We start from the raw sequence: 24558 nt of genomic DNA, 5'->3' as shown, positions 1-24558 counted from the left end.
TGTGTAAAAAGTGATTGCTCTTTCTCCATAAAATTAAATCTTTTCAGTCGAAAAGTGATTCTAATGTATCCTTAACTTGTCCGAATCCACGATGAATTCGATTAAAGTTCTTTTCATTGTAACTAATTACTTGCACTCCAATGAAATTGTCTAATGATTTTTCATTGGGAAACTGTTCTTTTGCTTTAGTCTTGCGTTTAATCTTTTTATTTAGCGATTCTATAATATTTGTTGAATAAATGGTTGGGCGTATTGCGGCTGGAAAAGCCAAAAAAGCTAATAATTCCTTTTCAATTGACCTAATGTGACTAATTAGATTTGTGTATTGTTTTTCCCAAGTACTATAAAAATCGGCAAGCATTTTACGAGCTTCAGCTTCATTGGTTACCGAATGAAGTTGTTTGAAATCATTTAAAATAACCTCACGGTCTTTTAAACGGACATGTGTACTAATATTACGCATAACATGAACTAAACATCTTTGAAATTTTGCTTTAGGAAAAGCGTGTAAAAGCGCGGGTTGAAGTCCAACCATTCCGTCCGCAATAATTAATTGAACCTGTTTAAGCCCTCGCTGCTTGAGATCGGCTGCCATTTCCGACCAGACTTCAGCATTTTCACTGGGTGCAATGCGATAATCAAGAACTTCTTTAATCCCAGTGGGTGTAATTCCTAAGGCAATATAAACTGCCTCTCTTTGAACTGTGTCACGACGCAAAGGTAAATAAGTTGCATCTAAGAATAAGCAAACATAGTTTGCTTTAATGGTTTGCTGATGAAAAGCTTCAATCTGCTCAGTTACTTGGGCAGTAATGTTAGAAACAGTTGTAGCCGAATAATAAGAACCGTACATTTTTTCAATCAAATCAGCGATTTCACGAGTGGTAACACCTTTAGAGTAAAGTTGAATAATTGTAGTTTCTAAAGCATCTTGACGACGAGAATAAGCTGGAAGTAAATGATTATGAAATTTGCCTTGTCGGTCACGCGGCACAGCAATTTTCAACTTACCATATTCGGAATCAATTAACCGAAAGTATTGACCATTCCGATAATTGTTAGTCTTAAAGCTATTACGTTCATAAGGATCATAACCAAGTAACGAAGTTAACTCAGCTTGTAGGATTTGATTAATAGCTGTTTCAAGTTGTTGGCGAAAAAGTTCTTTAACATCGCCATTTGATAATAGAGTTTTGGTTAAATCTTTGGTAAACTGTTCCATGGGGAATCCCTCCATTTTGGTTTGGTTTGACGATTTAATCATACGGGGAAGGGGTTCCCTTTTCAATAGGATTTTAATTCATTTACACAAACTATTTTATACTCTCGCTGGTCTGCATAAATGTTTAGTACTAGAGCTTTTTTGATGTACTTTATAAATGTGTCAATATTTTTTCTAAATGGTAGCGCTACAGACTAATATTGATTATAATCAAGTTAGAAGACTGAAGTGAGAGGTAAATCCGATGCAATATAAAAGAATTCTGGTTCCGGTAGATGGATCGAAAAATGCTGAACTTGCTGTGACAAAGGCTGTGTTCACTGCCCAACGAAATTCGGCACATTTAGATATTATTTCTATCATCCAAACAAGCCGTTTCTTGGACGTTTATGGGCACATGGGATCTAATACAGACTATTTAGACATTACTTATCGAAAGACTAAAGAGTATGTAGAAATGCTGAAAGAGACAATTAAAGAGAAATATAATTTTGAGGATGTGTCTATTTCAGTTGAATCTGGTAATGCAGCTAAAATCATTGCGGAGGTAGCTCCTAAGGAATTTGATGACGATTTAATCATGATGGGGGCAACTGGGATGTCAGCTTTACAACGAACAATGATTGGCTCGGTAGCCGATTATGTGGTTCGAGTAGCTAAGTGCGATGTTTTATTGGTAAGAACGGATCTAACCAATCTATTAAGCTAGTAGATGATTAGAGTGTTGAAAAAGACGGCTAGTTTTTGAGCATTAACAAAAATAATCCAATGATTCGCTTTTGGAATCGTTGGATTATTTAGGTTAAGCGGAAAAAACTATCTTTTTCAACACGTTTCGGCTACAAAAACAGCCCTCAACATCAAAAAAAGGATGCACAAGCTTAACTAACTTGTTGTCCATCCTCTTTTTTAGTTGATTGTTTTTGGTCTGAAACGTGGAAAAAAGAGCAGCTTTCTCCGTTTTGCTACGATAGGCCAACGATTCCAAGTGCGAATCATTGCTATCTAGGCAATACTCAAAAGCTAAACGCTCTTTTTCTCACTCTAATCATTTAACGTAAACTGCAACTTCATCCGTGGTTCGCCCAATGCCAACATTTGACCTAGTAACTTATTGGCATATTTCATCGCAACATCTGCCATCTGTTCATTAACAGATTCCAAATACTTTGAAACATCATTCTGTTGTGCAGCAGCTTTGTCCGCTTGCATCTGCAAATGACGACAATCAGCAACCGTATTTTCTTCAAACAGGTTTTCCTGATCTTCATACAAACCAAAATTATGGTCACCCATTAAAGCTAAAACGTTAGTGAGCCAGTACATGCTCGTCGGATCACACTCGCCCGTTGTCTTTTTGTATGCTTCTGGAGTATCATTCACATTTGCATAAAATGGAATTACAGCGTTGAACGTATTAGGACCAAAGGCTAACCAGTGAACACCGGCAATCTCATCAGGAACATTTGAACGAATTTGTAAAATATGCAATTCTTGATTTCGGTTAATACCGATTGGTCGAAATTGTTTTTTTTCATCTTCAGTGCCCGTTCCATATGGATCATAAGGTGTGTTTTGATAATGAGAACTCAAAACAAACTTCATATCTTCCACACTGATTTTCTTAGAAGTTCGGCAAATGAAAGGTAAATCCTGATCAATTGGTGAATTCTTAAATTCGGGATTGAAATATTTTTGACCATACCAAGCACGCGGATTGTTATAACGAGTGTCTTTGATTGTGGCACTGCCAAAAATGTGACGTAAGTTTACTTGATCTTGATCTGGATTTAAATGATTTTTTTCAATTAATTCAGGTAGATCACTAGCAAACAAAGTATCCTCGGAATCAAAATCATATTGATCAATGTTAAAGCGGTTAGGAGCGATTACATAAGCATCATCTGGAATACGAATAGCAGCCCAATGGTGACCACCAATTGATTCAAAATACCATACTTCATCATGATCAGAAAAAGCCATGGCATTCATTTCATAAGTTCCGTACTTCTCCAAAAGCGCACCAAGACGTTGAACACCTTCACGGGCAGAATGGATATAAGGAAGAGTAATGGTAGTGATATCCTCTTCACCAATTCCGTCTTCAACAAGGGGATCAACACCTAAGATACGTGAATTGGAAGTAATAGTTTCAGTAGCTGTCATTGCAACGTTATCACTATTAATACCAGCACCAGCCCATGTGCCATGCCCATCAGTAGCATCAGGCGTTGACGTATAACGTAATGGATTGTCGGGAAGATCAATTTTAACGGGATTTAAAACAGCCTGATAGTGTTTAGGTTGATCTTCAGGTTTTACAACAACAAATTTTTGGGGATTGAGTGGACCTGCACCGTCCTCGTTACGGGCGATCATTGTGGAACCATCGATGGAAGCTTTTTTACCGACTAAAATAGTCGTACAAGAGCCTTTGGTACGTTTTGTCATAAAAATATCATCTCACTTTAAGTATTTACTTAATTGTAGATTACTTGGAGGAAAAATGCGAATTGTGAATTTCAGACTATTTAAAAATTGAAAAAAACCCTTGTTATCGACAGATTGAGTCGGTTACAAGTGCTTTGGGTATTGATATTATGAAAATCTATTTTTTGAAAATATGACGTTCAATGCCATTGGCAACCCCATCTTCACGATTACTGGTTGAGACAAATTTGGCGTACTGTTTAACCTCTTGACTGGCATTCGCTACTGCAATCGGGAGACCGACGTGTTTAAACATTGGAATGTCATTTTCGCCATCGCCAAAAGCAGCTAATTGATCAATTTTCAAGTGTTCTTCTTTTTGAATGTGGGCCACTGCATTGGCCTTGGTAGCACTAATAGGTGTGATTTCGATATAAGCATCTCCCGAGGTCATCACATTAAGATCCGGTAAGTCTAACTGTTTGAGATAATTCTGGAGACGGTCGAACAAGATCGGATCAAAACTCATTACCATAAATTTATATATTGTTTGAGTTTGATTGGCTGATGTTTCTTGAATAACGGGCTTTTCATGAGTGATAGCAGTTTCGGCGTCAGTTTCTCGACAATTTTTATCTGTATACCAAGTATGATCAGAATACCAATTTAATGAGACTTGGGGAAAGTTTTGATGAACAATCGTCATTATTTCTTTGACTGTTTGTGGATCAATTGCCTGGGAATAGAGTTGTTGATAACCATTTGTTTGCGGTTTATAAATTAACCCACCATTAAATGCGACTTGCGTTGTTTGGAGGTTAAGTTCGTCAATTGCAAATTGCATTTCAAATGGCGCACGTGCTGAAACAAGTGAAACTGGAACCGAACTATTTTGAATGACGGAAATGTTTTTAGGGCTAATGGAACCATCTGGACTTAGTAAAGTGTTGTCCATATCTAGAAAAATATGTTGAATCATATAAAATTCACGCTTTCATCAGTATTTGTTATAGCAAAGGTGACGCTTTCATAAATAAAGTGTAGCATGAAAACATTCGTAGTTGGGGTATTTTCCAAATAAAAATCAAGTTTTCAAAAAAACATATAAAAAACGATTCTAAATGCACTAGGCCCTGTCAAGTTGACAGTTGAAATAATATAAATTTTTGGTTTTTACCTAAATGGCTTCATTCCAGTATTCATCTGGAGTGAGGCCATTTCTTTGTGCCGAACGATTTTGATGGTTAAAATATTCAATTCCATCTTCAACGAGTTTCACCAGCTCTTTATACGTCTTGGCCATTGGATGACGATCCATCCAGCGAAGCTTAAACTCATTCCACCAACGTTCCATTGGAGCGTTGTCATATGGTGTACCTGGCCGAGACATGCTTCGTTCTACTTCAAATTGGTTCAAAAAATTGTTAAATGCCCCCGATGTATAAGCTGATCCACGATCCGTATGGATACGTGGATGAACGTCACCGGCGGCTACGAACGACCGCTGAAAGACTTGTATTTCAGCTGAGCTAGTCTCGGTATCGCTGAGATTGTACGATAGTAATCGACGCCCATAGAGATCTAATACGCCGCTTAAACGTACTTTATACTCACCATTCACGCCATACGAAAGCTCTGTTGAGTCAGACAACCAAACCTCGTTTGGTGCACTAACTTCAAAATTCTGGTTCAGTAAATTGTCTTGAATATATTGCTCATTTTGTTTGATGCGATTGTGTTTTTTCTTTCGAATTTGACAATGAATACCAAGGTCTCGCATGACCCGCCGCACCATCTTAAAGGTCACTAAAAAGTCAATTTCTTCGTCTTGCTGTAGATTAGTCAGAAGATTTCCAGCACCAATCCCCTGATGATGAAAATTAAACCAATATTTGGTACGTTCTTTGAGCTTCTTATCGTGGCCTTCCCAAATTGTTTCTTCACGGTTGAGCCCCTTATAATAGGCCTGGCGGCTTACACCAATAACTCTTAAAAGTACCGATAACGAGCCCCGATCCTCTTGACTGACATCCTTGATTGCTTGATAGGCCAGTCGATGTTGTTTGTTCACCCCTTGTGCTGAAGTTCCTGCAATTTTTTTGCGAATTTCTCTATAATTTCTTTCTCTTTGAGCTGGACCTTAAGCTGGCGAATTTCAAGCTTTAACTGTTCGTTTTCCGTTAGTTCATCTCGTTGCTTTCGATGTCCACGATTATCCATTAAAGCTGGGTACCCGTTGGCTTCAGCTTTACGTACCCACATCCTAGCTTGCTGATAAGATACTTGAAAATGTTCTGCAGCTTCAGAATAGCTGTGTTTGTCCTTAGTAACATACTCTACAATTTCAATCCGTTCTTCAAAGGTAGTCTTACGGCTCATAGTAGGGACCTGCTTTCTAGACGGTGACACCGTCACAGTTTTATCCCTATTATACCTAGAAATCCAGTTACGTAGTTGTGTATGTGAATGTAAACCAAATTTAATTGTTAGTTCTTCAAGAGTTCCTTCTCCAGCCAAGTACGCCAGAACGGCTGTTAGTTTAAGTTCTTTAGAGTAATGGTTATTTTGGCGTGCTTCTTCAAGCCCTTCGATACCATCACGCTCATACCGAGTCTGCCAACGCTTCAACGACTTTGCGCCAATGTTAAATGCTTTCGCAAATGCTGCATAAGATGTATTGGCTTGCTTGAATTCTTCTAGAATTGTTAGTTTTTCCAATGCTGTATATTTAGATCTAGGCATAATAAAAATCCCTCCATGTTTATCAGATGATTTATATTATTTCATCTGACAACCACAAAGGGATTATCGCAAAACTAGATACATTGGTTTAGAGTCGTTTTGTTAAAATCGAATTAACTATATATTTTTTTATTTCTCTGCAGCAGTTGCAGCCTGTTCCTTCTTAAGAATAGTACGGTCATAATGACGAATGAATGGGTACCAAACAAGGAAAGCAACGAAAGCACAGAAAATGGATAAGATAGCACCTTCCCAACTAGCTGTAGCGAGAAAACCACTTAGTCCAACTGGAGTAGGCCATGGTTGCTGAAGAATAATTTTGTGAACCAATCCTGTTGTTACAGCTATATAACCGACAATCCCAGATACTAACGGTGCACAGATAAATGGAATGGCCAGTTGAACGTTGTAGACGATTGGTAGTCCGAATAAAATAGGTTCGTTAATGTTAAAAATAGCTGGCACAATTTCAACTTTACCAATACTGCTAAGTTGTGCTGATTTGGCTCTAAAACTTAACCAAATAGCCATACCTAAAGTGGCACCAGAACCACCAATGATAACAAAGGCGTTCATTGGATCACCAGCAAAGAAATGGTTAGCACCGTTAACATTAGCGGCCATATTAGCCAAAACAATAGGTGTATAGAATGAACTCATAATTGCGGCACCATGAATTCCGAACCACCAGAGTAGGTGAATCAAGAAGATGATGACTAAGAAGCCCCACCAAGTATCGGCAATATTACTGATAAATGAAAATGGAATGTAAAGTACTTTGAAAATATCGGTACCGGCGATGACCAATGCTAAGTTGATGGCACCTACGACAAAAGCCACGCAAACTCCTGGAATTAAAGCACTGAAAGAATTGGCAACACCAGCAGGTACTGAATCTGGCATTTTAATTCGCCAGTTGTGTTTGATGGTAAAACGATAAATCTGAACCGTTAACCAACCAACAACTAAGCCGGTAAAAATTCCGACTGAGGCAATTCGAGTGATACCACCTGTGGAAACCGCATAGCCACCACCGATAATATTTAGTTTATTTAATGATTGAACAAATTGAACACTGCCGTTTTTCCAAACTAATTGTGGTACTGTGATGAACATAGCCATTAAAAACATCATCAGACCATCTACTGGAACAACGTCAATATTTTCTTCTTCATGATAAATTTGGGTGTAGGTGTAAGTAAAGGTTCCTGAGAAAACCAGTGCCAAAATACCCATTGTTGAGTTATAAATTACTTGAAACATGTTGGTAAATCTACCGATTGTGCCTGCGTACCAGGTTGCAAAGCCTGGAATAGGAAGGGCTTGCGGCAAAACGGTTAAAATTAGAAAAATAGCACCAATAATAGAAAATGTAATAACACTGTAGCCAGCAGCCATAATAGCACGAACAAAACGTGATCCAGAAAATTTACCAACTGCGTTACCAAATTTATCTTTGAATGTTTCAGGTTGATCAGCCATATTTCTACCTCCAATAAGATTTGAGAAGTAATGGATAAACAAACATGTAATAAATTCATTTCACAAAATGTGTATTCATTACTTTTGTAGTTGTTATCAATAAATTCAAATCATGCTTTATTACTCTTAAATAAAAATTGGTCCAGATCAAAAAACAAATGTTAATAAAAATTACGTGAAAAAATAAATATAAAAGTAAACAATGTAACTTTTACTAAATATAATAATAACAAATGAAAAAAATTTAATTTATTTAAGAATTGCTCTAGCAAGCATGAATGAAGATCCTAAATTATGTTTTCATTAAAATCGCCTCCAAATTGGAAACGGTAAGCGCTTACTTATACTGATCAGTTTAAGGTATTTGTATTTCTTTTGCAAGCACTTTCTGAAAATAATTGTTCTCGAATTGTCAAATCAAGTGCAACACTTACTAAATAAAATAGGAATTGGTCTAGGAAGCTGATCTAAAAGCTTTACTGAATGCTTTAGCACTCAGGTAGTGCAGGATCTTACGGGGCTTGTCGTTGATGGCATTTTGGATTTGAGCAATTTGGGTTTCAGTAAACTGCTTCAATGATTTTCCTTTAGGAATATACTCCCGAATCAACCCGTTGGCATTCTCATTACTACCACGTTCCCAAGGCGAGAACGGATGTGCAAAGTAAATTTTAGGACCCTTAACTTGTGCAAGCTTTGAAAATTCACTGCCATTATCAAAAGTGATAGATTTAAACCAATCTGGATGTTGATTGATGACTTTTTGAAGAGCCTCTAAGCAAGTTTGTGCGTGATAATCTGGGATCTTTATGATTATTTCAAAGCGGCTCACCCGTTCCGTTAAAGTAAGCAGGGCAGGCTCAGAAGCCACGCGTTTTCCCTTAACTAGATCACCTTCCCAGTCGCCAAACGCTGTGCGCTTGGTGACACTTTCAGGACGTTCTTCGATCGAAGTACCTAATATCTTCTTATTATAGCGATCATGATTGTGCTTGCCCTTAACTCGTCGTCTAAGTTTTTTGGGCAAATCACTATTTCGAAGGTTCAACAGGCCTTGATCAATATAACGATAAACCGTGGGAACCGAAGGACATTTGAATTGCGGATAGTCGGCTTGAAATTGGTGGACGAATCCATCGACACCAGCTGATCTAAAGTGCTTTTTTAGCGTCTTGGTTAAGAGATTAAAAAAGTATTTACACGGCTTTAATAAGCCTTTTGAATGACAGTGTGAACGATGCTTTTCATAGACAGCTTGACCAGCATCAGCATAGTAGTTAGTGAAGAATAAGTAGTTAGTATCACGTTGTTTAACCGTGCCGCGATGTAACTCACGGCTAATCGTACTAGGGCTTCTGTGAAGCTCTCTAGCAATTTCACGAACAGTAACATTTTGGCGACTTAAAGTTTGAATCATGCCTCTTTCTTCAGGTTGTAGTTGTTGATAACCGGACATAGTGCTATTCTTTGTTTGGGTCATGGAGACTCCTTTCTTGAGTTTAGTCACTTTAAGTTTAGGTCTCCATGGCCTATTTTGTCTATTTTTGGTCTAGTTGATCAGGTGTTGCACTTGAATTGTAAATCGGGCGAAAACAATTGTTAAATAATCATTGATTGGTATAGCTGAAAACCCGTTATACTTAGAGATTAATGGGAATTAACACGTTAAAATAAATTAATAAAAAATTAGATAAGAGTACAAATTCTGAATGTAAAATTGAGTTTGTTAGAACCTTTGAAAGGATGAATAATTTGAAAAAACAAACAAAATTACTCCTAAAAAAATAAAATCAAGCAGCCAAAAAATTTTAGAAGACAATTTGATAGGAATCTATTTACATGGTTCATACGTTTTAGGTTCATATAATGAAAATTGTAGTGATTTAGATTACATTATTGTGGTCAAGAAACAGCTGACTTCTCAAGAAAAAGAAAATTTGATGCAGGCAACGATGAAACAAGTATTACCACTAGCTCCTAAAAAAGGTGTTGAATGGCATGTCTTGTTGTTGAAAGAGACACAACATATTCATTACCCAGTTCCTTTTGATTTTCATTTTTCTAATTATCACTATGAAGATTATTTGGCTGATTCTCAGGGCTATGTTAGAAAAATGCATGGAACTGATCCGGATTTAGCGGTTCATTTAATGATCACAAAACACTATAGAAAGTGCTTAATAGGAGAACCGATTGAACGAGTGTTCAGCGAAGTTTCCGAAAAAGAGTATTGGAGAAGTGTCTGGTTTGATATCCGTACAGCCCAAACTGATGTTATGGATAATCCAATCTATGTCGTTTTAAATTTATGCCGGTCTTTAGCATTTAAAGAAAAACATCTAATTTTATCAAAAAAAGATGGTGGTATCTGGGCACTTTCTCAGTTTCCTAATAAATTTGAACCAATAATTCAAAAGGCAATTTATGTTTATGCGGGCAATGGCTTAAATAAGGAACAGCCAAACGAAAAATTGGCAAGTGAATTTACTGATTATGCGTTAAACAGGATTGAGTTACATAATGAGTAATTAAACCGTTCGTTTATTTATTTTAGATTGAATATAAAAGATTATTGAATGCTAATTCAACGTTTGAAAAAAGGAAGATGTTTTTGAAATGAATAAAAAAACGATCATTGCAGAGTACTTTCAGATGTGGGTCAAAAAAGATTTTAAGCAGCTACCAGAAATCTTTTCATCCGATATTTGCTACACGGAATGTTATGGTCCCCGTTATGTTGGACTGCCAGAAGTTCAAGCTTGGATTCGGCACAAGTCAGCTGAACAGACAGTTTTGGAATGGCGGATTGATAACATCACTTTGGCCGGTGATCAGTCGTTCGTAAAATGGTTTTTTAAAGCACATGAAAAAACAACTTATGAATTTGATGGAATTTCTGTTATTCAGTGGGCTAAAAACAATCAAATTTTGAGAATAGATGAATATCAATCTAAGTCGGAGCATATCCGTCCGTATCAAAATAGCTAAAGTTGAGAAACATTGTTGACATGGATATTGCGCTCTGTATACACTTAGATGGAAAAGAAATGAACATGAAGACAGTCAAAAAGAGGGAGTAACCATGGCAAATAATGTAACGGTTGTTGGTAGTTTGAATATGGACATACACATTCCAATTGCACATATCCCATTGCAGGGAGAAACACTGAGTTTATTGAAACCTAGTAGTCAAGCAGCAGGTGGAAAAGGTGCCAATCAGGCTGTGGCTGCTCAACGTTTAGGTGCATCAGTACATTTTATTGGTTCAGTTGGGGATGATGATGCTGGAAAACTACTTCGAAATAAGTGTCAAAATGAGGGAATAGATATTAGTGGCGTGCGTATTTTAAACGACGCCAATACTGGACAGGCATTCATTATGCTTGAACCTGATGGTCATAATACGATTATGGTTGAAGGTGGCGCTAATAAACTGGGATCAGTAGATGCCGTTAATGCAGATAAAGGAAATATTCAGCGTTCACAAATTACGATTGCGCAGTTGGAAACTAATTTGGAACCGGTGATTGCGACTTTTAAACTGGCAAAACAGGTTGGAGCTTTAACGATTTTGAATCCGGCGCCGGCACTGCCTGAATTACCGGAGGAATTGGTACGATTGACGGATGTGATTACGCCAAATGAGACGGAAGCGGTTACGTTGACTGGTCAAAAAGTGGAAACAGAGGCAGATTGTCAAAAGGCGGCAGTTAAATTCCAAGAAATGGGAATTGCGAATGTGGTGATTACGTTGGGATCGAATGGCGTTTTCTATAGTGTTGGAGAAAAAAGTAGGTTGGTGCCAGCGCATAAGGTGGTGCCGGTGGATACGACGGCGGCTGGTGATACGTTTATTGGGGCGATAGCGGCCAAGGTGGTGCCAGATTTAAGTAATATGGATGAGACGATTGAGTTTGCAAATTTGGCGTCGTCATTGACGGTGCAAAAAGAAGGAGCGATGGATTCGATTCCGAGGTTAAAAGAAGTGAACGTAGCAAATCGGTAGGTATTGACTTATAAGCGGGATGGAGGCGGGATCGCAATCCCGCAGGAATTTCGCTTATAAGTCAATGCCTGATTTGCGGAGTTGTCCTAAGGATCGGCGGAAAAAAGAAGCAAGCGTGGATGGAGGCGGGATCGCAATCCCGCAGGAATCTCGCTTATAAGTCAATGCCTGATTTGCGGAGTTGTCCTAAGGCTTGGCGGGAAAAGAAGAAAACGCGGATGGAGGCGAGTTCTTGCGGCAGGGGTTGGCCACAAGAATCGACAACGTACCGAGAATAAAAAACTTTCGGAACGAAAGTTAACACGGAAGTCGAGGTAGTGCGGGATCGCAATCCCGCAGGAATCCTGCTTAAACATCAATGCCTACCGATTTACGGAATTGTTCCCGATCTAATAAAAGATATAAAAATAATAGGTCACAACGAAAACTAGTTTTGTCGTTGGACCTATTTTTATGGATTAAATGTCATCTTAATAAAAGTTACGGGAATTCCGAAAGGATGAGCAGCACGTTCACTTACTTTGCGAAAACCAATTTTTTTGTAAAGATAAATGGCACGTTTGTTAAAACTGGCGACTTCTAATGTGATTTTACCAAAGTAATGATAATGTTGTTGGCCAAAAACGATGCACTGATTGACAAATTGCACCCCATAGCCTTTGCCAGTGTCCTCTGGGCGAATACCAAGGCCAATTTCCATGACGCCATTATGAAATTGATATTCATATATACCGAATAATTGGTTATCGTCATCCAAAATTGAAAAATAATCACTGTTGCTCGCAAGCAATTCATTTAATAACTCTGATCGACTAATTGAAGGTGGAAAGTTATAAAATGTATATGGTTCTGGGTACTGCCAGTTAAGGTAAGTATTGGCTTGCTGGGCAGTCATTTTCATAATTCTAGCCATCATGGACACTTCCTTTCACCTATAGGCCTATCATACGCTAAATGAAACTGGTTTCCTAGCGTCAGCGGGTAGCTAGCTATTTCCTATTTCTACCCATTACAATGGTTAAACCGATTAAAGCTGCGCCTAAAATTAGGCAGAGTGTGTTAAATAGTTGAACTGGAAACGGACGAATGATACCAATAACAAGGATTAAAATGGCGATGGCAATTTGGCGTTGATAATGTTTAGCTGACATAGAGACACTTCCTTTTTACAGTCTAGTAATTGCTTATATTTTAACAGGTTAAACCTTATTAATCGACCTCTACCAAGAAAACGCGTACAATTTGTTTTGTAGGGCATTCAATGTCCCAATTAATTTTTAGAAATGAGGGCAAATTATGTCAGTGTTAACAGAAAGATTTGAATTAGCAAATGGCGTCAAGATTCCTAAAGTGGGATTTGGTACTTGGCAAACACCAGCGGGTGATGTGGCTTATCAGGCTGTCCGTAATGCATTAAAAGTAGGCTATCGTCATATTGATACTGCTAAAGCATATGGCAACGAGGCTGATGTTGGTCGTGCAGTTCGCGATTCCAAAATTTCGCGTGATCAAATTTTTGTGACATCAAAACTTCCGGCTCAAAGCAAAACATACGATGAAGCAATGGCAGATTTTGAGAGCACGTTTAAGAAACTTGATATTGACTATGTCGATCTTTATTTAGTGCATGCACCATGGCCATGGAGTCAAATCGGCAAAGATTGTGATGAAGGTAATGTAGAAGTTTGGCGCGCAATGCAGGATATTTATGCAAGCGGTCGTGTAAAAGCAATCGGCGTCTCAAACTTCAATGTTCATGATCTTAAAAATGTCATGGCAGACGCAAAAGTTAAACCCATGGTTAATCAGATTCAATATTATGTTGGATTTACTGAACCAAAGATAACGGAGTTTGCAAAGAAAAATAATATTTTAGTTGAAGCCTATTCACCTTTAGCAACGGGTGGTTTACTACGAAACGAAAAGATGGCTACCTTAGCTAAAAAGTATGATGTCAGTGTGGCTCAAATGGCATTGAGATTCTGTTTGCAAAATGGCATCCTACCATTACCAAAGGCTGTCGGTGAAGATCATATTGAAAATAACGCAAAACTAGATTTTGAAATCAGTGACGCAGATATGGTAACGTTAAATAATATGCCAGATACGGCGCCAGAACATTCACATAATTCTACGCAAGGTTAAAATTAAATTAAAAAACTGTTGACTTTCTAATTTTGTAATTGCATACTAATTGTAATTCAAAGTTGAAGGGTGACACATATGCAAAATACTAAATTAGGTTTACAAATTATTGTGATTAGCTTAATTAAGATAACTGCCGATGTGTTGCCTTCTTAACTTGCTAATTTAGTTTGAGTTATGCAATTTTTGAACCATCGGTTGGGTAAATTCCTGATCGATGGTTTTTATTTTAGGAGGAACAAGTTATGAAAAATGGCACACATCTTTTAACCCTTGATAATGGTTATCACTTATTTACGCGCACAGTTGGTGAAGGAAAAATTAATCTTTTATGTTTGCATGGTGGACCTGGTGGTACCCATGAAGAATTTGAGCATTTTGATGAACACTTAAAAAACTTGGGCGTACGAGTTTCAATGTACGATCAGTTAGGGTCATATTTTTCCGATCAACCAGATTTTACGGATCCCGAAGTGCGGGATAAGTATTTAACTTTCGATTATTATATTGATGAAATTGAAGAGGTTCGGCAAAAATTAGGTCTCGATAATTTTTATTTGTTGGGTCACTCTTGGGGTGGTTTGATTGCACAAGAGTATGCTTTGAAATATGGGCAACATTTGAAGGGCTTAATTATCATGAGTATGATTGATAATATTGCGGAATATACGCCACATGTGAACAAACTACGACGTGAAACGTTATCACCAGCTCAAGTATCCTACATGGAAGGGATCGAAACGGTGGAAAAATTTGATTATCCTGAATATCAATCTTTAGTGCGTATTTTGGATAACAATTTTTCAATGCGCAAACCAGAAGCACGTCAGCATCGTGCAAGTGGGCATCTGGCCACACCGGTATATAATTATTTTCAGGGTAATAATGAATTTGTCATGGTTGGAAAATTAAACGGCTGGGATGTGCGGGATCGCCTGCATGAAATTAAGGTGCCAACTTTATTAACTTTTGGCGATCATGATACCATGCCCCTTGAAGCGGGACGGCGCATGCAACAAACATTGCCTAACGCACGGTTTGTGCTAACACCAAATAGTGGTCACTCGCATAGTCGAGATAATCCGGCTGCTTTCTTCCATGATCTGGAAGCTTATTTGCGGGATGTAGAAGAAGGAACGTTTGTAGCTTACTAAAAATGAAAAAAATCGTCTAAATAAGTGTGGCAAAAGACAGGAAAATTCCTGCCTAAGAGCCTTACTTAGTTAGACGATTTTTTTAAAATTAGGCAATATGAGACTAAAGAAGTTACACCACTTTTTAATCTTTTAAAGTTACCGCTAAGATTTTGACCTGATAACTAGTCTTAGGAGCTTGAACCGTCACCGTATCATTGACGGTCTTGCCCATCAGTACCGATCCAAGCGGAGAAGCCAACGAAATTTTATTTACCTTGATATCCGCTTCTTGTTTTCCCACAATTTGATAGGTTACTTGGTCATGATCGTCGACAAATTCAAGGGTGACGTATTTGCCAATTTCGACAATTTGGTTGTCAGTTGGTGCAACAATTTTTGAATACTGTAACTGCTTGGTAAGAAAATGGAGTCGACTTTCAAGATGACGCAAATCTCGTTTGGCGGAAGTATATTCGGCATTTTCAGAACGATCACCTAAAGCACTTGCTTCTGCTAAAGCCTTAATCAAGGCCGGACGTTGCGATTTCCAATCTTCAATTTCATGTTCAATTTGGTGGTACCCGGCAGCTGTAATTTCATTAAAAACTGGTTCTGACATATTATTCCTCTTCTGTACATTCATTTCTTCTATTTTACCTTGTCAGAAAGGGAGATGCCATTTATTTGCTACATTTTAATGACAGTACGAACGCCACTTGGAACTGGTTTTTGCCAATCGATTTGTGTAGCAGCCTCTTCTAGAGAAATCGTTTTGACGGCTGATTGAATTTTTCCGGTATTAATTAGGTCCCAAACAGCTTTATAGACGGCTTGCGGGTTAGCCATTACTTTTGGTGTTTGCATACCAATAATTTGAAGTCCAGAAGTTCGCAAAGCTTTGGATGGCAAACTAATTTCTTGTCCAGCGATTGCTCCAATTGAAACGAGGGATGTGGCACGTTTCATAGCTAAACTGTTAGGAATAATGGCATGCAAAATCAGTTCGATTGGATGGTCCCACAAGTAATCTAAGATGATTAAATTACCCTGAATATGCATGCTAGTCAAATTTTTCATAATAGTTTGATCATCTTCAGCCAGTGAAATTGTTTGTGTCGCACCTAGAGCTTTTAGACTGGCCAACCGTTCTGGATTACGGCCAGTTCCGATAATTTCACTAACACCCATACTTCTAGCCACTTGAATGGCCAATTGACCAGCAAAACCAGTAGCCCCATTTACGAGTACTGTGTCGCCAGGTTTAACATCTAAACTGAATTTTAAGGGTGCCACACTGGTTAAAAGCGAGGATGCTGCGGCGACACTTGTATAAATATCAGTAGTATCTGAAATTCCTAATAACAATTTGGAATTGGCAACTGTTCGTTGAGCGTAGGAACCGAATTGAGGTTTCAATGTTCGAGCTGGAAAAGCCACCAGTTGGCCATTGTCTACACGACGACCAATTCCACTGGCACCAGGAATACTTGGGAATGTGGGATGCCAATAAGTACTTGAATAGTGACGGCCAGCAGCATTGGCCTTATCAAAGTTTTCGATTGGTGCTGCTAAAACGTCAATTAAGGTATCGAATGTTTTGTCAGTGGTTGGTTCTGGCACGTTGTCAGAGAATTCTGGAGCAGTTTTAAAATCTTTAATCGTTAATGCTTTCATAAATAATCATTCCTTTTAATTTTTATATTACTAGTAATGTATTTAATATAAGCTCAAAAAGTCTTGCTGTCAACTATAAATTACTGGTAATATATATAAAGAAGGTGAAATTAATGAATGAAATGCAATATAAAGAAATTGATGAACTGTTACATCAAATTAGTGATAAAGAAACGCATAATCAACATGAAACATGGATTGCCAAGCATGCGGCAATTGGCGGTGATCCTAAGAAAAGTCATTTAACTCATAATGATTTAGATATTTTAGATGTTTTATTGAATGGAGAAAAAACAGTGAGTGAAGTTGTTGAGGCGATTCAAATCACCCAAGGAGGGACATCCAGACGAATTAATCATCTGGAACGGTTGGCATTACTAGAAAAATTTCATCAACCAAAAAATAAAAAAACAGTTTACTTAAAGCTAACAGTTGCTGGCAAACAATTGGCAAAGGCCCATATGGAATTACACAAACAGCTGCAAGAAAGGGCACTTGCAGCTGTTGCGGAATTTTCGGATGCAGACATTCAGATGGTTAGAGATTTTTTGATGAAATTGATAAATTCACAAATAAATTTTTAAATTGAGCTTATTTAGGCATTCATAGGAACTAACCAATCAGAGTCAATTAATTGATGCAAAGTTTTGTTGATTGGAAGCCAGAGTTTAGCTTTGATGATATCCTTTAGAGATTGCCAAAAAAGTGGATCATCTTTTTGAGTTTGAGTGGGGTAGACGAAGAGACATTCCCCAGAAATAGTTTTGACTTCAATTTTAGTTTGATAAACCCCTAATACTTGAACCTCTAAGACCGATAGATTTTGATTATTTAATAACATATTCATCGCTCCTTTGGATTAATATACTAAGTATGCGGTGACTAGGTTAAATCGACTTTAAATATGTGTGAACATTCTGCGGACTTTTGAATAAGAAAATCTAAAGGACTTAATTTAAACCTAATGACAACTAAATAAAGATTAAATCTTGATAAAAAACAGATTAAAATTGCGCTATTATGCAATTTTAGTCTGTTTAATTGTTTCTATGCACGACTAAGAATGCTCAGTCGTTGTTTTTCAATAATATGACCTTTGGCGGCATGATAAAATTCATTTAACCAAAAGCCTTCCTTCAAATTGAGCTCTGTATCCAATGCATAAATACTCAGCCAGTAATCATGAGTTTTATCTGGTGGGGTAGGTCCAATGTAATGACGGGTAGTTAGCGGATCGGTTTCACCAATTAGCGGTCCGGCAGTACTATTATTTCCTTGCACCATAGAAATGTCACCTTGACGACTGGCGTTTTCTGGGATGTCAATGGTGGAAGCAGCCGGGATGTTAATTGCTGTCCAGTGAATCCAAGCAAAGCCACAGACAGGCACAGAATCAAAATCTAATAACGTTAACGCAATGGTTTTGGCTGTTTTAGGAACATCTGTAATTTTTACAGGAAAAGATATGGCAGGATGACCATTATAGACTTCATCATTTGACGCATATTTTCCGTATTTATCTAACAGTAAACCGTTTGAAGTGGGGACTGAAACTTTCATGTTGAAAACCTCCTTAAAATTGACTAACTTAACCATACTGCAAATTTAAGTGAGTATAAATGTAAATGCCTAGCTAATTTCGTTTAAAAATGCGTTTCCAAATTTTCTTGTCAGAATAGTCTAACACGTGGTTAGCGTAAAGTCTGGTGGTAAACCAAGTGACGAGAATAATTGCAACAGCTAGAATAATCAAACTGATGATAGCGTCTGCAGTTGATGCATTACCAACCGCGTAACGAACGGGCATGATACTTTGCGACACGAATGGAATAAATGAACCTAATTTGATCAAAAAAGTATTAGAATTCATTGCTACAAAGGAAGCACCATAAGCCACTAAACCAATCATGGTCAGTGGTGAAACTGCCTGACTAACTTGATCGGCACGGGAAACCAAAGCTCCTAACCCGGCTGCCAAAATCGTATAGAGCGTGATTCCTAGAATGAAAAACAATCCTAATATGATGAGAATGTTGGGCTGAATTTGACTTAAATCCAAGTCTTTTAGAAACTGCACATTACCACTTAAGTATTTCATCCCCAAAAATCCACAGATTGCGGTGATGATTACCTGAAGTAAGATGAGTGCAAACATACCGGTCACTTTGGCGAAAAACTGCACTTGTGGTGCGACACTGCTAACCAGAATTTCCATGATTCGTGAACCTTTTTCTGTGGCTACTTCTTGCGCGATTAAACTGGCGTAGCTGACCATGAAAATATAAATCAAAATAGTGACCACCATAGCTAAGAGACTATTAATATCTTGTTGATTATTTTTTTGCGTTTTTTCTTTTCCATTAGAATAGGAAACAGATTGTGTTTTAAAACTTGCTGGTGTGAATAATTCGGTCAGCTGAGTGGGCGATAATCCAAGGCGCGTGGCTGTCTGTTGCATTTTTAACGAATTTAGAGAACTCTTTAAACTAGTTGTGTCAAGAGTATTGCCATTGGTACGTGATTTATAAACGGCCCTTACTTGTTTACCAGTTAGTGTAATGGTTAAATAACCGTCAAGAGTTTCCTGTGATAAAGCCTTCTCAGCTTTTTTAGAGGTATCAACGGAACGTTTTATCGTATAGTCCTTAGAGTTACTTTTCAGCAAAGCATTTCTAAAGGTTGTGTTATTGCTAACAATGGCAATTTGTGGTGTTTCACTAGTGTGATTTTTAATTGCGGCAACTCCGACCATGAAACCAAGTAGCAGTACAGGCATTAATAGTAAAACAATGTAGGTAGGACTTTTGATGTTTTTTCGAATGACTTGTTTACAAACAACCCAAAATTTATTCATGAGAAACACCTACTTTCATGCGAAAAATCTCGTCTAGTGTCGGCGGTTGTTGAGAAAACTCACGAATATAGCCATTTTTAGTTGCAGCTGCAAAAACAGTTTTACCGACTTCTGGATTAGTAAGCTTTAATTCGAAACCAGCCTGATACTTTTTGACGCTAATGACACCGTCGATTGCTAGCAGTTCGTTGGTAGTAAGTGGTGACTGAATAAAAATGCGCGTATCACCGAAACTTTCGCGAATTTCATTGGTAACACCATTTAAAACGGTCTCACCCTGGCGAAGCATGAGCAGTTTGTCACTAATTTTTTCAACGTTACCCATGTCATGCGATGAAAAGATGATGGAGGATCCTTGTGATTTCAAACGTTCAATTCCGTCTTCCAAAAGACTGGCGTTGACGGGATCTAGGCCACTAAACGGTTCATCTAGAATGACTAGTTTAGGCTCATGAATAAGGGTGGCAATTAATTGAACTTTTTGTTGATTTCCCTTGGATAAGTCTTTGATTTTGTCTGTTCGTTTACCTTTAACTGCGAAACGCTGCATCCAATCATCTAATTTTTGTTTCGTAATGGCCGGTTTTTGTCCGCGCAGTTCGGCAAAATAAACCACTTGTTCTTCAACAGTCATTTTGAGATAGAGCCCGCGTTCTTCTGGTAAAAAGCCGACGGTATCTGTATCTTTGCGGGTAAAGGGATGCCCATTCCAAAGCACAGAGCCAGAATCAGATTTTAATAAGCCTAAAATCATCCGAAAGGTGGTTGTTTTTCCAGCACCATTCTGGCCGATTAGACCCAAAATCTCACCATCATTAACGGTAAAATTTTCATCCACAACAGCTTTCATTTGTCCGAATGATTTATTCAGATTTTTCACTTGTAACATTTTACCAACTCCCCTGTTAGTAGTTGTATTCGTTTACACGTATTATACAGGATAAGGGACATAAAAAGAATGATTACTGAATTATGATAAAAAAGAGAATTAAAGAAACTAACACGTTTATGAAAGCGCTTAACGCAAAAGCATAATAAGCATATAAAGACTTGGTTGTTAAAGTCTGGGGAAGATACAAAAGATTCATATTTAAATTGGGGGAATAAACATGAGGAGAACTCTTGAAATAATACCGACATTTATTTTAATACTGACTTTTATATATAGTTTGTATTTAAAATCTGTAAACGGAGTATGGGTTAACTGGTTTGTTTTTAGTTTGGTTGGTTTGGAAGTATATACGACTATTATTATCTTTATAGATGCAATAACGTTAACTGGTAGAGGAGATAAAGGAACGGGCTTAAAATCAAAAATATTTTATTCATATTTAATTGTATTGTTGATTGCTACGATTATACTGGCATTTTATTTAATGACGCATAATTAAAAGTTACTTGAAATTAAGTTGAACATGGTAAAAGCTTTAAAAATTACAAGCTATCATAATTTTCGACATCGTCAAGATTTATTAATCAAAAAAATGACTACCCCATATTAATAGAGTAGCCATTTTTAGTTTCTTTACTTCTTCACAGCCGGCAAAAACAACGTAAATGTATCAGCGTCGTTAACGAAATTATTGACAACCTCTAAGTTATAATTACCACCAATTCCGTACTCATCGGATTGACCTAGTTCACCATAAGCAGCCCCGATAAATTGATCGATTTGGTTACGGTCGGCAGCTTTTGTAGTAAATTTAGCAAAAATTCCAGCTGGTGTTGAAAAACTTGCGTAACCTGTTGGCACATCATTCACTTTTACACCTACAAGATAATTCTGGTTTGCATCATTAAAGTTAATCCCATACACATTTTCATCTTGCGCAAACTTAGCTAATTTACTAGCTTCTTGTTTGTATTTTTCTAGGTATTCCGACTTAACCTTGCTCATTGCTGAGATATCATCAAAAGATTCTGGTGTGGGTAAAACAGTGGTTAAACCTGCGATTAATTGTTTAGATAAAGTAACGATTTCGAATGACATAGAAAAGATCTCCTTAATTTGGTATGTCAGTAGTATACTAAGTGAAAGGTGACATATGTATGTCACTAATAAAAAATTGGTGGATATTTTTGTGACTAAAATTGAGCGATTAATTTCAATTGTGATGATGTTGTTAGCACGAGAAACAATTTCTGCCCAAGAACTGGCAGATTATTTTCAGGTAACGAAGCGCACGATTCTTCGTGACATGGACACTTTAAACTTAGCTAATATTCCGATTTATGCAATCCGAGGCAGCAAAGGCGGCTTTGGCATCATGCCAACCTATAAATTTGATAAACGACTGCTTTCCGTTACCGATTTGCAAAATGTTTTGGTTGCACTTGGTGGCTTTCAAAATTTGATGTTAAACGAAGATATCAAAACAACATTGACGAAAATTCGTGGTATGATTCCGAGTGAAGTTACCCAAAATTCGGTTTCTATTTCATTTCATCAGTGGGCTGGTAGAAATGAGCTGGCTAGTACTATGGAGATGCTACAAAAGGCAATTAAAACACATCATCTGGTTCAGCTAACTTATATTGATGTGACGGGCCAACAGACAACCAGACAAGTAGAACCCTATCAATTACAAGCACGTGAAACACGTTGGTATTTAGAAGCTTACAGTTTAAACCGGCAAGCCTATCGTAGTTTCAAAATTTCACGAATCACAGCTAGCAAACTATTAACGATAACATTTAAACCGCGTGACTATCAGGCTCAAGTTCGTCATCAACCAGGTACTTTTCCTTTTCCGAGTATTCCCGTTCGGGTGAGAATTGATGCCAGTATTCGTGATCAATTTGTAGGACGTTATGGCGCTAAGGTCTTGAATGTGGTGGATTTCAACCATTATGATGCAGAAATAACGGTACCTTATCATGAGTTTGGCTACCGTTATTTAGCGGGTTTTGGTTCTCGATTGCAAGTAATCGCACCAAAAGATTTTGTCGAAAATTATAAACGTTTCTTGAAACAATTATTGTCACAATATGATAAATGAACTTAAACTGAACCAAAAATTGAAGTTCATAAAATTTAATTAAGGTGGTTGAAAAAATGCAAGTTAAGATTAAGGCCTTTCAGCAACTCACAAATACTGAACTTTTTCAGATATATAAATTGAGAACCAAGGTATTTGTGGTCGAGCAAAATTGTGCCTATCAGGAAGTGGATGAGGACGATTTAATCGCCGAACATTTGCAGTTAATTAATGCCCAGAATAAACTGGTTGGTTACTTGAGATTAATTCCAGAAAAACTAGCCAATCAAATTAGAATTGGTCGTGTTGTTGTTAATCCCCAATTTCGTGGGCAAGGCTATGGTCGAACGATTATTACGGAGAGTTTAAAGTATTTAAGAACTATCCATCCGGAAATTACGCAAGTTGTGATTCAAGCGCAGGCTTATCTAGTGAAATTTTATGGTTCTTTTGAATTTCAGGCAACAAGTGATGTCTATTTGGATACCGGAATTCCCCACCAAGACATGCTTTTAAAATTAAACTAATTATTATTTTCAGCTTAGCCAAGTGCTAGGCTGTTTTTTTCATCTTTTAATACTAAATACGAACAAGGCTTGTCCTTCAATTGTATGAGTTTTACGATTTAATTTTTAATACAAAAAGTTAAAAGCACAAGTTCACACTTAAAACGCTAACTATATTTAAAATTATGGTTGAAATAGTTCATATTGTGAGATACACTGAATTTGTCAAATACAAATCAAAAGGGGAGACAGTTTGATGCGAATGTTTAAGCGTTTGGCTACAATTGTTGGTGCACTATCACTGGTTTTTGTTTTAGGAGCTTGCGGAAAGAGTTCAAGTAGCTCGGCTAGTAAGTCCTATACACCAAAGAAGTTGACGGTGCAATTCGTGCCATCATCGAATGCTAGTACCATTGAAGCAAAGGCAAAACCATTGGAGGGATTACTGAAGAAACAACTTGGTATTCCTGTTAAGGTTTCAGTTTCAACAGATTACAACACAATCGTTGAAGCAATGGGTTCTAAGAAGGTTGATGTAGGTTTCTTACCACCTGATGCGTATGTTTTAGCTCACAAGCAATATAACGCAAAAGTTTTATTGAAGGCTCAGCGTTATGGTTACAAAGAACCCAATGATCAGGTTACAAATAAGTTAGTTAACACTTACAAAGCACAAATTTTGGTTCGAAAAGATAGTGGCATTAAATCAATTAAAGATTTAAAGGGTAAGAAGATCGCTGTTCAGGATACAACATCTTCTGCCGGATGGATTTATCCAGCAGTTGAGCTTTATCGAAATGGCATCAATATTAACAAAGATAATATTAAGACGGTTCAAGTTAAAGGTCATGATCAAGGCGTTATGGCGGTATACAACGGCGATGCTGATGCAGCCTTTGTCTTCCAAGGTGCGCGATTACTTGTTCAAAAAGACGCTAAAGATGTTATGAAAAAAGTTGTGCCAATTTACACGACCAAAGGAATTCCCAATGATACGATCACAGTTCGTGGTGATATGAGTAGTAAATGGGATAAAAAGATTTCTAACGCTTTTAAAGCAATTGCCAAAACCAAGAAAGGTCACGCAATTATTTCTTCCGTTTACTCACATGAAAATTATGTCACAGCTAAGGACAGCGACTACAACGCTATTCGTTCATATGATAAGACGGCCAAAAAATTAAATAAATAGTCTTCAAAGACAATTGAATTTTGGGAGAGTGGAAAAAAAGGTGTTTTGGCTTCGAGCATACTACGTTGTCCATGCAACTAAAATCGCTAAAGCGATAAGTTGCTATGGCAGCCTAGGAAATCAAATGATTCGTTCTTTGAATCGTTTGGTTTTCGTAGCTAAGCGAAGAAGCCAGCCTTTTTTTCCGATTT

The 24558-nt window shown here is 37.5% G+C and carries 27 protein-coding genes; 11 read left to right on the top strand and 16 right to left on the bottom strand.

What is annotated here, in order from left to right:
* Positions 1-43: 43 nt before the first annotated feature.
* Positions 44-1222 carry an IS256 family transposase gene (locus AB3219_RS01675; protein ID WP_263750012.1) on the bottom strand — a complete coding sequence of 393 codons (1179 nt, stop codon included), beginning with the start codon at positions 1220-1222 and terminating at the stop codon, positions 44-46.
* A 244-nt stretch (positions 1223-1466) separates the two neighbouring features.
* Here AB3219_RS01675 and AB3219_RS01670 point away from each other — a divergent pair, with 244 nt between their 5' ends.
* Positions 1467-1931, top strand: a complete 465-nt coding sequence (locus AB3219_RS01670; protein WP_057807033.1) for a universal stress protein — start codon at positions 1467-1469, stop codon at positions 1929-1931.
* 335 nt (positions 1932-2266) lie between these two features.
* Here the strand turns inward: AB3219_RS01670 and AB3219_RS01665 are convergent, their stop codons facing one another.
* The 6 genes from AB3219_RS01665 to AB3219_RS01640 form a co-directional block, all read right to left on the bottom strand.
* Positions 2267-3673 (bottom strand): C69 family dipeptidase, encoded by a 1407-nt coding sequence (locus AB3219_RS01665; protein ID WP_216754674.1) that lies wholly within the window; start codon positions 3671-3673, stop codon positions 2267-2269.
* A gap of 157 nt (positions 3674-3830) precedes the next feature.
* Positions 3831-4631 (bottom strand): HAD family hydrolase, encoded by an 801-nt coding sequence (locus AB3219_RS01660; RefSeq protein ID WP_216754673.1) that lies wholly within the window; start codon positions 4629-4631, stop codon positions 3831-3833.
* Between the two features lie 198 nt (positions 4632-4829).
* Positions 4830-5723, bottom strand: coding sequence for an IS3 family transposase (locus AB3219_RS01655; RefSeq protein WP_367369250.1), 894 nt, complete (start codon positions 5721-5723; stop codon positions 4830-4832).
* Complete coding sequence (locus AB3219_RS01650; protein WP_367369249.1) at positions 5720-6394, bottom strand: helix-turn-helix domain-containing protein; 675 nt, start codon at positions 6392-6394, stop codon at positions 5720-5722. Before AB3219_RS01650 ends, AB3219_RS01655 begins: the two co-directional genes overlap by 4 nt.
* 129 nt (positions 6395-6523) lie before the next feature.
* On the bottom strand, positions 6524-7876 hold the full coding sequence (gene celB, locus AB3219_RS01645; RefSeq protein WP_216754745.1) for a PTS cellobiose transporter subunit IIC: 1353 nt from the start codon (positions 7874-7876) through the stop codon (positions 6524-6526).
* A 454-nt stretch (positions 7877-8330) separates the two neighbouring features.
* A complete protein-coding gene (locus AB3219_RS01640; protein ID WP_263794974.1) occupies positions 8331-9356 on the bottom strand; it encodes an IS30 family transposase in 1026 nt (341 codons plus the stop codon).
* Positions 9357-9696: 340 nt separating this feature from the next.
* Here AB3219_RS01640 and AB3219_RS01635 point away from each other — a divergent pair, with 340 nt between their 5' ends.
* The 3 genes from AB3219_RS01635 to rbsK all read left to right on the top strand — a co-directional run bounded on the left by AB3219_RS01635 (position 9697) and on the right by rbsK (position 11882).
* Complete coding sequence (locus AB3219_RS01635; protein WP_216754767.1) at positions 9697-10404, top strand: aminoglycoside adenylyltransferase domain-containing protein; 708 nt, start codon at positions 9697-9699, stop codon at positions 10402-10404.
* A gap of 88 nt (positions 10405-10492) precedes the next feature.
* Positions 10493-10864 (top strand): nuclear transport factor 2 family protein, encoded by a 372-nt coding sequence (locus AB3219_RS01630; RefSeq protein WP_216754136.1) that lies wholly within the window; start codon positions 10493-10495, stop codon positions 10862-10864.
* Positions 10865-10958: 94 nt separating this feature from the next.
* The gene (gene rbsK / locus AB3219_RS01625; protein WP_216754135.1) at positions 10959-11882 is read left to right on the top strand and encodes a ribokinase; all 924 of its coding nucleotides are present in this window, start codon (positions 10959-10961) and stop codon (positions 11880-11882) included.
* Positions 11883-12333: 451 nt separating this feature from the next.
* On the opposite strand, the gene AB3219_RS01620 is transcribed toward rbsK, so the two are convergent.
* Both AB3219_RS01620 and AB3219_RS01615 read right to left on the bottom strand, forming a co-directional pair.
* Positions 12334-12798, bottom strand: coding sequence for a GNAT family N-acetyltransferase (locus AB3219_RS01620; RefSeq protein WP_216754134.1), 465 nt, complete (start codon positions 12796-12798; stop codon positions 12334-12336).
* 73 nt (positions 12799-12871) lie between these two features.
* Positions 12872-13033 carry a hypothetical protein gene (locus AB3219_RS01615; protein ID WP_156407381.1) on the bottom strand — a complete coding sequence of 54 codons (162 nt, stop codon included), beginning with the start codon at positions 13031-13033 and terminating at the stop codon, positions 12872-12874.
* Positions 13034-13178: 145 nt separating this feature from the next.
* Between AB3219_RS01615 and AB3219_RS01610 the strand changes: the two genes are divergently transcribed.
* Positions 13179-14027 carry an aldo/keto reductase gene (locus tag AB3219_RS01610; protein ID WP_216754133.1) on the top strand — a complete coding sequence of 283 codons (849 nt, stop codon included), beginning with the start codon at positions 13179-13181 and terminating at the stop codon, positions 14025-14027.
* Positions 14028-14272: 245 nt separating this feature from the next.
* The gene (locus AB3219_RS01605; protein WP_216754132.1) at positions 14273-15181 is read left to right on the top strand and encodes a proline iminopeptidase-family hydrolase; all 909 of its coding nucleotides are present in this window, start codon (positions 14273-14275) and stop codon (positions 15179-15181) included.
* A 124-nt stretch (positions 15182-15305) separates the two neighbouring features.
* Here the strand turns inward: AB3219_RS01605 and greA are convergent, their stop codons facing one another.
* Positions 15306-15782, bottom strand: a complete 477-nt coding sequence (greA, locus tag AB3219_RS01600) for a transcription elongation factor GreA (RefSeq protein ID WP_216754131.1) — start codon at positions 15780-15782, stop codon at positions 15306-15308.
* Between the two features lie 68 nt (positions 15783-15850).
* On the bottom strand, positions 15851-16837 hold the full coding sequence (locus tag AB3219_RS01595; RefSeq protein ID WP_216754130.1) for a zinc-binding alcohol dehydrogenase family protein: 987 nt from the start codon (positions 16835-16837) through the stop codon (positions 15851-15853).
* 113 nt (positions 16838-16950) lie between these two features.
* On the opposite strand from AB3219_RS01595, the gene AB3219_RS01590 reads away from it, so the two are divergent.
* Positions 16951-17421 carry a MarR family winged helix-turn-helix transcriptional regulator gene (locus AB3219_RS01590; protein ID WP_057807543.1) on the top strand — a complete coding sequence of 157 codons (471 nt, stop codon included), beginning with the start codon at positions 16951-16953 and terminating at the stop codon, positions 17419-17421.
* Positions 17422-17432: 11 nt separating this feature from the next.
* On the opposite strand, the gene AB3219_RS01585 is transcribed toward AB3219_RS01590, so the two are convergent.
* The 4 genes from AB3219_RS01585 to AB3219_RS01570 all read right to left on the bottom strand — a co-directional run bounded on the left by AB3219_RS01585 (position 17433) and on the right by AB3219_RS01570 (position 20580).
* Positions 17433-17678, bottom strand: coding sequence for a hypothetical protein (locus AB3219_RS01585; protein WP_057807544.1), 246 nt, complete (start codon positions 17676-17678; stop codon positions 17433-17435).
* 206 nt (positions 17679-17884) lie between these two features.
* The gene (locus tag AB3219_RS01580) at positions 17885-18397 is read right to left on the bottom strand and encodes a YbhB/YbcL family Raf kinase inhibitor-like protein (RefSeq protein WP_216754129.1); all 513 of its coding nucleotides are present in this window, start codon (positions 18395-18397) and stop codon (positions 17885-17887) included.
* A 73-nt stretch (positions 18398-18470) separates the two neighbouring features.
* Positions 18471-19691 (bottom strand): ABC transporter permease, encoded by a 1221-nt coding sequence (locus AB3219_RS01575; protein ID WP_216754128.1) that lies wholly within the window; start codon positions 19689-19691, stop codon positions 18471-18473.
* The gene (locus AB3219_RS01570; protein ID WP_216754127.1) at positions 19684-20580 is read right to left on the bottom strand and encodes an ABC transporter ATP-binding protein; all 897 of its coding nucleotides are present in this window, start codon (positions 20578-20580) and stop codon (positions 19684-19686) included. The genes AB3219_RS01575 and AB3219_RS01570 overlap by 8 nt, the downstream gene beginning before the upstream one ends.
* A 220-nt stretch (positions 20581-20800) precedes the next feature.
* Here AB3219_RS01570 and AB3219_RS01565 point away from each other — a divergent pair, with 220 nt between their 5' ends.
* A complete protein-coding gene (locus AB3219_RS01565; RefSeq protein ID WP_260365549.1) occupies positions 20801-21082 on the top strand; it encodes a LasU family protein in 282 nt (93 codons plus the stop codon).
* A gap of 134 nt (positions 21083-21216) precedes the next feature.
* Here the strand turns inward: AB3219_RS01565 and AB3219_RS01560 are convergent, their stop codons facing one another.
* Entirely contained in the window at positions 21217-21681 is a 465-nt protein-coding gene (locus AB3219_RS01560) for an effector binding domain-containing protein (RefSeq protein WP_216754126.1), read from the bottom strand.
* A gap of 91 nt (positions 21682-21772) precedes the next feature.
* On the opposite strand from AB3219_RS01560, the gene AB3219_RS01555 reads away from it, so the two are divergent.
* The 3 genes from AB3219_RS01555 to AB3219_RS01545 all read left to right on the top strand — a co-directional run bounded on the left by AB3219_RS01555 (position 21773) and on the right by AB3219_RS01545 (position 24367).
* Positions 21773-22690 (top strand): YafY family protein, encoded by a 918-nt coding sequence (locus AB3219_RS01555; protein WP_216754125.1) that lies wholly within the window; start codon positions 21773-21775, stop codon positions 22688-22690.
* Positions 22691-22746: 56 nt separating this feature from the next.
* Positions 22747-23196: a GNAT family N-acetyltransferase gene (locus AB3219_RS01550; protein ID WP_216754124.1), complete on the top strand. Its 450-nt coding sequence runs from the start codon at positions 22747-22749 to the stop codon at positions 23194-23196.
* 235 nt (positions 23197-23431) lie between these two features.
* Positions 23432-24367: a phosphate/phosphite/phosphonate ABC transporter substrate-binding protein gene (locus AB3219_RS01545; RefSeq protein WP_216754123.1), complete on the top strand. Its 936-nt coding sequence runs from the start codon at positions 23432-23434 to the stop codon at positions 24365-24367.
* The last annotated feature ends 191 nt before the right edge of the window (positions 24368-24558 follow it).

The organism is Pediococcus ethanolidurans, from assembly GCF_964062635.1.
In the GTDB taxonomy this organism is placed as follows: Bacteria; Bacillota; Bacilli; order Lactobacillales; family Lactobacillaceae; genus Pediococcus; species Pediococcus ethanolidurans.
The sequence above is the reverse complement of the archived record's forward strand: the minus strand, read 5'-3'. Positions and strand labels throughout refer to the sequence as shown.

Bases quoted from the DNA above. Each gene is read 5' to 3' on its own strand.
- AB3219_RS01675 (WP_263750012.1), bottom strand. From the start codon at position 1,222: ATGGAACAGTTTACCAAAGATTTAACCAAAACTCTATTATCAAATGGC.
- AB3219_RS01670 (WP_057807033.1), top strand. From the start codon at position 1,467: ATGCAATATAAAAGAATTCTGGTTCCGGTAGATGGATCGAAAAATGCT.
- AB3219_RS01665 (WP_216754674.1), bottom strand. From the start codon at position 3,673: ATGACAAAACGTACCAAAGGCTCTTGTACGACTATTTTAGTCGGTAAA.
- AB3219_RS01660 (WP_216754673.1), bottom strand. From the start codon at position 4,631: ATGATTCAACATATTTTTCTAGATATGGACAACACTTTACTAAGTCCA.
- AB3219_RS01650 (WP_367369249.1), bottom strand. From the start codon at position 6,394: ATGCCTAGATCTAAATATACAGCATTGGAAAAACTAACAATTCTAGAA.
- celB (WP_216754745.1), bottom strand. From the start codon at position 7,876: ATGGCTGATCAACCTGAAACATTCAAAGATAAATTTGGTAACGCAGTT.
- AB3219_RS01640 (WP_263794974.1), bottom strand. From the start codon at position 9,356: ATGACCCAAACAAAGAATAGCACTATGTCCGGTTATCAACAACTACAA.
- AB3219_RS01630 (WP_216754136.1), top strand. From the start codon at position 10,493: ATGAATAAAAAAACGATCATTGCAGAGTACTTTCAGATGTGGGTCAAA.
- rbsK (WP_216754135.1), top strand. From the start codon at position 10,959: ATGGCAAATAATGTAACGGTTGTTGGTAGTTTGAATATGGACATACAC.
- AB3219_RS01620 (WP_216754134.1), bottom strand. From the start codon at position 12,798: ATGATGGCTAGAATTATGAAAATGACTGCCCAGCAAGCCAATACTTAC.
- AB3219_RS01615 (WP_156407381.1), bottom strand. From the start codon at position 13,033: ATGTCAGCTAAACATTATCAACGCCAAATTGCCATCGCCATTTTAATC.
- AB3219_RS01610 (WP_216754133.1), top strand. From the start codon at position 13,179: ATGTCAGTGTTAACAGAAAGATTTGAATTAGCAAATGGCGTCAAGATT.
- AB3219_RS01605 (WP_216754132.1), top strand. From the start codon at position 14,273: ATGAAAAATGGCACACATCTTTTAACCCTTGATAATGGTTATCACTTA.
- greA (WP_216754131.1), bottom strand. From the start codon at position 15,782: ATGTCAGAACCAGTTTTTAATGAAATTACAGCTGCCGGGTACCACCAA.
- AB3219_RS01595 (WP_216754130.1), bottom strand. From the start codon at position 16,837: ATGAAAGCATTAACGATTAAAGATTTTAAAACTGCTCCAGAATTCTCT.
- AB3219_RS01590 (WP_057807543.1), top strand. From the start codon at position 16,951: ATGAATGAAATGCAATATAAAGAAATTGATGAACTGTTACATCAAATT.
- AB3219_RS01585 (WP_057807544.1), bottom strand. From the start codon at position 17,678: ATGTTATTAAATAATCAAAATCTATCGGTCTTAGAGGTTCAAGTATTA.
- AB3219_RS01580 (WP_216754129.1), bottom strand. From the start codon at position 18,397: ATGAAAGTTTCAGTCCCCACTTCAAACGGTTTACTGTTAGATAAATAC.
- AB3219_RS01575 (WP_216754128.1), bottom strand. From the start codon at position 19,691: ATGAATAAATTTTGGGTTGTTTGTAAACAAGTCATTCGAAAAAACATC.
- AB3219_RS01570 (WP_216754127.1), bottom strand. From the start codon at position 20,580: ATGTTACAAGTGAAAAATCTGAATAAATCATTCGGACAAATGAAAGCT.
- AB3219_RS01565 (WP_260365549.1), top strand. From the start codon at position 20,801: ATGAGGAGAACTCTTGAAATAATACCGACATTTATTTTAATACTGACT.
- AB3219_RS01560 (WP_216754126.1), bottom strand. From the start codon at position 21,681: ATGTCATTCGAAATCGTTACTTTATCTAAACAATTAATCGCAGGTTTA.
- AB3219_RS01550 (WP_216754124.1), top strand. From the start codon at position 22,747: ATGCAAGTTAAGATTAAGGCCTTTCAGCAACTCACAAATACTGAACTT.
- AB3219_RS01545 (WP_216754123.1), top strand. From the start codon at position 23,432: ATGCGAATGTTTAAGCGTTTGGCTACAATTGTTGGTGCACTATCACTG.